The 7,231-nt window shown below is 63.1% G+C and carries 10 protein-coding genes; all 10 read right to left on the bottom strand.

The genetic code is table 11. From position 1 onward, the window contains the following. Positions 1-202: 202 nt before the first annotated feature. Positions 203-988, bottom strand: coding sequence for a cobalamin-binding protein (locus BFP93_RS11275; protein WP_065893136.1), 786 nt, complete (start codon positions 986-988; stop codon positions 203-205). Further along, on the bottom strand, positions 985-1,404 hold the full coding sequence (locus tag BFP93_RS11270; RefSeq protein ID WP_065893135.1) for an MFS transporter: 420 nt from the start codon (positions 1,402-1,404) through the stop codon (positions 985-987). The genes BFP93_RS11275 and BFP93_RS11270 overlap by 4 nt, the downstream gene beginning before the upstream one ends. Beyond that, positions 1,401-2,018, bottom strand: a complete 618-nt coding sequence (ribA, locus tag BFP93_RS11265; RefSeq protein WP_065893134.1) for a GTP cyclohydrolase II — start codon at positions 2,016-2,018, stop codon at positions 1,401-1,403. The genes BFP93_RS11270 and ribA overlap by 4 nt, the downstream gene beginning before the upstream one ends. Before the next feature lie 129 nt (positions 2,019-2,147). Further along, a complete protein-coding gene (locus tag BFP93_RS11260; RefSeq protein ID WP_065893133.1) occupies positions 2,148-2,873 on the bottom strand; it encodes a substrate-binding periplasmic protein in 726 nt (241 codons plus the stop codon). 55 nt (positions 2,874-2,928) lie between these two features. After that, complete coding sequence (thiL, locus tag BFP93_RS11255; protein WP_065893132.1) at positions 2,929-3,894, bottom strand: thiamine-phosphate kinase; 966 nt, start codon at positions 3,892-3,894, stop codon at positions 2,929-2,931. 18 nt (positions 3,895-3,912) lie between these two features. Further along, positions 3,913-4,413 carry a transcription antitermination factor NusB gene (gene nusB, locus BFP93_RS11250; protein ID WP_065888385.1) on the bottom strand — a complete coding sequence of 167 codons (501 nt, stop codon included), beginning with the start codon at positions 4,411-4,413 and terminating at the stop codon, positions 3,913-3,915. Beyond that, positions 4,410-4,886 (bottom strand): 6,7-dimethyl-8-ribityllumazine synthase, encoded by a 477-nt coding sequence (gene ribE, locus BFP93_RS11245; RefSeq protein ID WP_003176356.1) that lies wholly within the window; start codon positions 4,884-4,886, stop codon positions 4,410-4,412. Before ribE ends, nusB begins: the two co-directional genes overlap by 4 nt. An 88-nt stretch (positions 4,887-4,974) precedes the next feature. Next, positions 4,975-6,066, bottom strand: coding sequence for a bifunctional 3,4-dihydroxy-2-butanone-4-phosphate synthase/GTP cyclohydrolase II (gene ribBA / locus BFP93_RS11240; protein WP_065893131.1), 1,092 nt, complete (start codon positions 6,064-6,066; stop codon positions 4,975-4,977). 15 nt (positions 6,067-6,081) lie between these two features. Next, positions 6,082-6,744 (bottom strand): riboflavin synthase, encoded by a 663-nt coding sequence (locus BFP93_RS11235; RefSeq protein ID WP_065888387.1) that lies wholly within the window; start codon positions 6,742-6,744, stop codon positions 6,082-6,084. Positions 6,745-6,792: 48 nt separating this feature from the next. Continuing rightward, positions 6,793-7,231 (bottom strand): RibD family protein (locus BFP93_RS11230; protein ID WP_141687968.1); only part of this gene is annotated, 439 nt, incomplete at its 5' end.

The raw sequence follows: 7,231 nt of genomic DNA, 5'->3' as shown, positions 1-7,231 counted from the left end.
AGAGCGTTTTGCTTACTTTTGCGCTTTTCAAAAGTGAGCCGCTGTAAAAGCGGAACCCATAGCAGCCGTTACCGCAGAAACGGATATGTACCCGCTCCAATCCAGCATCCTGGTCGGCCCAGAGGCCGCCATCGGGAGCAAGCCCCCTCCCACACTTGAAATGCATTCCCCTGTGGGAGCTGGCTTGCCTGCGATAACGATGTCAGAGGCTCGGCGCAATCACCTGACACAACCGCGCCACCGCTTCCAGCATCTGCCCACTGGGCCGCTCCAGGCCCTTGTCCGGTACCAACCGCACGCGCTCGAACAGGCTCGGCCAGACCTTCCAGGCCTCCCGCTGCGCCTGATCGCCCACCAGGATCAACTGCGGATCACGCTGCAACACTGACTCAATACTCACCTGCGGCGCCGGCAGCGTGAGGTCGTCAAACACATTGCGCGCCCCGCACACCTTCAACGCATCACTGATAATCTGCTCGCCGCCCACGGTGTACAGCGGCTGGTTCCAGACCTGGTAAAACACGCGCAACGGCTCGGCGCGCCGATAGCGCTGGCGCAGTTCGGCGAGGCGCTGGCGCAGTTGATCGGCCAAGGCCAGGCCGGCGTCGGCACGCCCCAATTGCTCGGCAATGGCCTGGACCTGACGGGTCAATTGTTCAAGGTCATGGGGTTCGGCAACGTACACCGGGATATTCAGGCGCTGCAATTGCTCGCGCTGAGCCGGGCCGACGCTGCCGGGCCAGAGCAGGATCAGGTCGGGATTGAGGCTGAGCAGGCGCTCCATGTCCAACTGGCCGTAACGCCCGACCGATGGCACCTGCGCAAGGGCCGACGGCCGCTCGCCGCCATCGAGCACACCCACCAAGAGATCGGCAGCGCCCAGTTCGACGACGATTTCAGACAGCGACGGCGCCAGACTGACAACGCGCTCGGCGGCCAACACCTGAACGCTGAACCCCAGCAACAACGCCAACCAGTAGCGTTTCATCCCAACTGACGCGGAATGCGATAGAGGTAAAACAGCACCGTCGTCGACAGCGCCAGCAAGCACAGCGGCACCGCTTCCAGACCGACGAACACCGCCAACGCGCCGATCCAGGCCGGCAGCGCAGCCACCAGCAAGGCTGTACGTCGACGCGCCGCCAGGGTGATCCAGGCGGCAGGTTCTTCGGCAGTATCGAGGGCCTTGGAGGTGGAGATCAACGCATGTTTATAGCCGTGAAAATAACGCAGGCTGAGAAACATCGAGGCCACGCCGGCGATAAACAACGGCATGGCCAGTACGGGAAGCAAGGACTCGGCGCGGCCGAACACCAGGTTGATCACAAACAATGGGAGCAATGCCAGGGCCAGGTACTGCCACCAGTTGAAGGACAGTCGACGTTTCACCTGGCCGCGGGTCACGCGCGGTCGACCTCGCCCTGATGCTCGTTGCCCATCATGTGGTCGAGCTTGCTGGCTTTGGTGGCCAGGTACAGTTTGTTGTGCGGGTTGTGCCCGGTATGCAGCGGCACACGCTCGGCCACGGTGATGCCCATTTCGGTCAAGGCTTTGACCTTGCGCGGGTTGTTGGTCATCAGGCGCAGCGACTTCACGCCCAGATGCTCAAGCATCGGCAGGCAGATGGCGTAGTCACGCTGGTCGGCGGCAAAGCCCAGGCGCTCGTTGGCTTCCACGGTGTCGGCACCGCCATCTTGCAATTCATAGGCGCGGATCTTGTTCAACAAGCCGATGCCACGGCCTTCCTGACGCAAATACAGCAGCACGCCACAGCCCTCGCGGGCGATAGCCTGCAGCGCAGCTTCCAATTGCGAACCGCAGTCGCAGCGCTGGCTGAACAGCGCGTCGCCGGTCAGGCATTCGGAATGCACGCGGCCCAGCACCGGCGCACCATCAGCGATATCGCCCAGGCTGAGCACAATGTGCTCGCGCCCGGTGGCTTCTTCGAGAAAGCCATGCATGGTGAACGTGGCAAAGGGAGTAGGCAGCTTGGAAGCGGCGACGAAAACGACGGGCACCGTGTGCTCCTGATTTCAGATTTCACAGAGGCGGCCATTGTAACAGCCTGTTCCTACAGACGCTTAAGCTGAATGATCGCTGATAAAGATCAATAGGTTCGATTGGCCTTCGGCTTGGTTCTATGCAGGTCAGAACGGATACGGCTGCTTCCAGCGTTGAAAAATCGGCTTCAAGTCGCCGGTTTTCACCAGCACGGCCATGCGCTGGTCGTACAAGGTCCTCAGTGCCCGCCCACGTTCGTTATCGGCAAAGCCCACGTAGAGCGGCAGTTCCGTGAGGTGGGTGAGTGTGAACCGCGACGGATCGTCGGCCTGACTGAGCACATACTCGGCTTCGGTGAGCGACTCAATGTAGAGGTCTGCATGGCCATGCTGCAGCATCGACAGGATACCGTCGCGGCGCTCGACCTGGTTGAACCGACGCACGTTCGGCAGGTATTTCTCGTATTTGTAGCCACGCACCCAGGCCAGGCGGTAATCACCGAGCGTCGCCAGGCTCGGCGTGGGCAGCGTTGCCAGACCGAGGGCGTAGATATGATCGGAGTCAAAGTGCCAGTGCGGATAAAGTACGTGCTCGGCTTCGTCGCGGTAGGAACCGACCCAACCGTCCACCTCGCCACGCTGGGCCAAGCCGACCGAGCGGGTATAGGGCGCGCTGCGGACTTGCAGGGCGACGCCGGCCGGTTCGAACACCTGGCGTAACACGTCCCAGGCCAGGCCGCTGCCATCCCTGTTGGTGTAGTTGCTCCACTCCTCGCTGGCCAGGACGATCTTGCCGGGCAACCGGGCTTCGTCCGCCTCAAGCGCAGGGGTCATGACGCACAGCATGATCAGCAGCCAGCAGCGCACACTCATAAGGATGACTTCCTACGTGGAGATATTCATATGAAGGGTAACGCAGCAGCGCCGACTACAGCAGCTGATGAAAATGCTGATAGCCGTGCACGGCCGGAGTGATGTCTTGTCCGTTGGCGTCGAGCAGTGTCACGCCCTGCCCCGCTTGGACCCGACCGATTACATGGACCGGCCAGCCGCCCGCCCGCAACGGCGCCAGTTCGGCCGGCGGCAAGGTGAACACCAGCACATAGTCATCGCCGCCGCTCAACGCGGCTACGTGCGCCTCGTCGCGACCGACAAACGCCAGCAACGCCGCCGACAACGGCAAGGTGTCGCGCTCGATCAACAGGCTGACAGCCGATGCCCTGGCGATATGCCCGCAATCGGCCAGCAGCCCGTCGGAGATATCCATGGCTGACGTCGCTTTGCCCCGCAGCGCCAGCCCCAAGGCCAGTTGCGGTTGCGGTGACCAGTAGTGGGCGAGCAGCGGTTCGGCGATGGCCGCTTGCGCGCTGCGCTGGCCCAACACCAGCGGCAACGCCCCGGCCGCGTTGCCCAATTCGCCACCGACACACAACAGATCACCGGGCCGTGCACCGCCGCGCGTCAAGGCCAGCCCGGCCGGCACGCGACCGAACACGGTCAAGGTCAGGCTCAGCGGCCCGCGCGTGGTGTCGCCGCCCACCAGGCCCACGCCGCAGCGTTGCGCCATGGCGTTCAAACCCTGGGCATAGCGTTGCAACCAGTCGGCATCGACGGTCGGCGTGGTCAGGGCAAGGGTAAACGCGAGGGGATGGGCGCCCATGGCGGCCAGGTCGCTCACTGCCACGGCCAGCGAGCGCTGGCCGAGCAGGAACGGGTCACACGGGTCGGCAAAGTGTACGCCGGCCACTAAGGTGTCAGTGGAGACTGCCAGTTGCTCCCCGGCGGGGAGCGCCAGCAAGGCGCAGTCGTCGCCGATCCCCAGGGCAATGCCTTCGCCGCCTTGCGCGCAGGGCGCGGCGGCGAAATAGTTGCGGATCAGCTCGAACTCACCCATCAAGGCCACAAGCGCAACTTAGCGCTTGTGTTCCTTCACTTCGGCTTCCCGCAGGCGCGGGGCCAGCTTGTCGAGCACGCCATTGACGAACTTGTGGCCGTCGGTCGAACCGTAGACTTTCGCCAGTTCGATGCCTTCGTTGATCACCACGCGGTACGGCACGTCGACGCGCTTGAGCAGTTCCCAGGTGGACAGGCGCAGCACGGCCAGTTCAACCGGATCCAGCTCTTCGAGGGTCAGGTCCAGGCAGGGCGCCAAGGCCTTGTCGATCTCGTCCAGGTTGGCCGGAACACCGTGCAGGATGTCGTGGAAGTAGCTCTGGTCAGCGAAGGTGAAATCGTTATCGACGCGAAATTGCGCTTCGATTTCGTTCAGCGCAGTGCCAGCCATGTGGCGCTGGTACAGCGCCTGGGTCGCCAGCTGGCGCGCAGCACGACGCTTTTCGCTTTTCGAAGGCTTGCCGGCGTCGGCTGGACGCTCGTCGCGTGGGTTGAAACGATCGCTTTCGTCGGAAATCACTTGGCCTCCAACTGCGACAGCAGGCTGACCATTTCCAGGGCGGACAGGGCAGCTTCAGCGCCTTTGTTACCGGCCTTGGTGCCGGAGCGCTCGATGGCTTGCTCGATGGAGTCAACGGTCAGCACGCCGAAAGCGACGGGCACGCCGAACTCCATGGACACCTGGGCCAGGCCCTTGGTGCATTCGCCGGCCACGTATTCGAAGTGCGGGGTACCGCCACGAATGACCGCGCCCAGGGCGATGATTGCTGCGTATTCACCCTGCTGGGCAACCTTTTGCGCAACCAGTGGAATTTCGAAGGCGCCAGGGGCACGGATAATGGTGATGTCGCTCTCGCTCACACCGTGGCGAACCAGGGCGTCAACGGCACCGCTTACCAGGCTTTCAACCACGAAGCTGTTGAAGCGGCCAACCACCAGGGCATAGCGGCCTTTGGGGGCGATGAAGGTACCTTCGATGGTCTTCAGGGTCATTCGACAAATCTCTTAAAGAGCCGGGACGCGAAAAGTGCGTCCCTCAGTGATGATTTAACCGCGAACAAGGGGCAGGAATCGCCAGCCTTTATTCGGAGGGCACGTATTCTACAACTTCCAGATCGAAACCGGATATCGCATTAAATTTCATGGGTGCGCTCATCAGGCGCATTTTGCGTACACCGAGGTCGCGCAGGATCTGCGAACCGGCACCGACGATGCTGTAGGTGGTCGGTTTTTTCACCGGCACGTGGTCGGCCGTTTCGCGGATATGCGCCAGCAGTACATCGCCATCCAGCGGGTGGCCAAGCAACAGCACCACGCCACTGCCCGCCTCGGAAACCGCGGCCATGGCCGCGCGCAGGCTCCAGCGGCCGGGCTGCTTGACCATCAGCAGGTCGCGCAGCGGGTCCATGTTGTGGACGCGCACCAGGGTCGGCTCTTCGGCGCAAATGGTGCCCAGGGTCAGCGCCATGTGCACGTCGCCTTCCACTGAATCACGGTAGGTCACCAGATTGAAGTGGCCCAGTTCGCTGTCGAGCGGCTGCTCGGCAATCCGCTGAACGGTACGTTCGTGGATCATGCGGTAGTGAATCAGGTCGGCAATGGTGCCGATCTTGAGGTTGTGCTCGGCGGCAAACGCTTCGAGTTCACTGCGACGGGCCATGGTGCCGTCGTCGTTCATCACCTCGCAGATCACCCCGCTCGGCTCGAACCCGGCCATGCGCGCCAGGTCGCACGCGGCTTCGGTGTGCCCCGCACGCGCCAGGGTGCCGCCCGGCTGGGCCATCAGCGGGAAGATGTGGCCGGGGCTGACGATGTCTTCAGCCTTGGCGTCTTTCGCAGCAGCGGCCTGCACGGTGCGCGCACGGTCGGCGGCGGAGATGCCGGTGGTAACGCCGGTGGTGGCTTCAATCGATACGGTGAACTTGGTGCCGAAGCCCGAGCCATTACGCGGCGCCATCAACGGCAGCTTGAGCAATTCGCAGCGTTCGCGGCTCATGGGCATGCAGATCAACCCACGGGCGTGCTTGGCCATGAAGTTGATGTGCTCGGCCTTGCACGCCTCGGCGGCCATGATGATGTCGCCTTCGTTCTCGCGATCTTCGTCATCCATCAGGATGACCATCTTGCCTTGGCGGATGTCTTCAACCAGTTCTTCGATGCTATTGAGCGCCACGCGGCACCCCCTTGGTCAGGATTTCAGGTAGCCGTTAGCGGCCAGAAAACTTTCGGTGATGGTACCTGATGCAGGCTCTGCGGCCTTTTCGCCCAGCAACAGGCGCTCCAGGTAACGGGCAAGCAAGTCCACTTCCAGGTTCACCCGCCGGCCTGGCTGGTAGGAGGCCATGATGGTTTCGCTGAGGGTGTGGGGAATGATGGTCAGTTCGAATTCGGCGCCATTCACGGCGTTCACGGTCAGGCTGGTGCCGTCGACGGTGATCGAGCCTTTATGGGCGATGTACTTGGCCAGCTCTTTCGGCGCGCGGATACGAAATTCCACGGCGCGCGCGTTCTCGCTGCGGGCCACGACTTCGCCGACGCCGTCGACATGCCCGCTGACCAGGTGGCCGCCCAGGCGCGTGGTGGGCGTCAGGGCTTTTTCCAGGTTGACCGGGCTGCCGGCCGCAAGATCGTTCATCGCGGTGCAGTCCAGGGTCTCGCGGCTCACATCGGCAGCGAAGCCGTTGCCCGGCAACTCGACGACGGTCAGGCACACACCGCTGACGGCGATGCTGTCGCCCAGCTTGACGTCGCCCAGGTCGAGCTTGCCGGTTTCAACCAGCAGGCGAATATCGCCGCCTTTGGGGGTCATTGCACGGATGCTGCCGATGGACTCGATAATGCCGGTGAACATGTCGTTCTCCTGAAAACGGGGGGCTGACGCTCAAGCGCGGGCCGGGAATTATACGCTCGCCGCAGGCACGGGAATGGCAGTGACTCGCCAGTCGTCGCCCACGGCACGCATGTCAGTGATCTTGAGGTGGGGAGCATCGGCCAGCTTCTCAAGCGGCCAGTCCAGCAAGGGGCGGGCAGCGGAACCGAGGAACTTGCCGGCGACGAAAATCACGTACTCGTCGACCAGCCCTTGCTGGGCAAACGCGCCCGCCAGGCTCGGGCCGGCTTCCACCAGCACTTCGTTGACGCCTCGGTTGGCAAGCGCCACCAGCGCCGATCGCAGGTCGACCTGGCCCTCCACACCCGGTACCACCAGGCACTCGGGACCACGGGGGAACTGGTTTTCCGGGGTTACGCAGGTGATGACCAAAGCCGGGCCCGCCTTGAAGAACGGCGCATCGAGCGGCACCCGCAGACGGCCGTCGATCAACACACGCAACGGCGGG

The organism is Pseudomonas sp. 44 R 15 (genome assembly GCF_900004965.1).
GTDB classification, from domain to species: domain Bacteria; phylum Pseudomonadota; class Gammaproteobacteria; order Pseudomonadales; family Pseudomonadaceae; genus Aquipseudomonas; species Aquipseudomonas orientalis_A.
This window is presented reverse-complemented; position numbering and strand designations above follow the sequence as displayed.

What these genes read in the sequence shown, in the direction of transcription:
- BFP93_RS11260 (WP_065893133.1), bottom strand. Translation starts at nt 2,873, where the DNA reads ATGAGTGTGCGCTGCTGGCTGCTGATCATGCTGTGCGTCATGACCCCT.
- thiL (WP_065893132.1), bottom strand. Translation starts at nt 3,894, where the DNA reads ATGGGTGAGTTCGAGCTGATCCGCAACTATTTCGCCGCCGCGCCCTGC.
- BFP93_RS11275 (WP_065893136.1), bottom strand. Translation starts at nt 988, where the DNA reads ATGAAACGCTACTGGTTGGCGTTGTTGCTGGGGTTCAGCGTTCAGGTG.
- ribE (WP_003176356.1), bottom strand. Translation starts at nt 4,886, where the DNA reads ATGACCCTGAAGACCATCGAAGGTACCTTCATCGCCCCCAAAGGCCGC.
- BFP93_RS11235 (WP_065888387.1), bottom strand. Translation starts at nt 6,744, where the DNA reads ATGTTCACCGGCATTATCGAGTCCATCGGCAGCATCCGTGCAATGACC.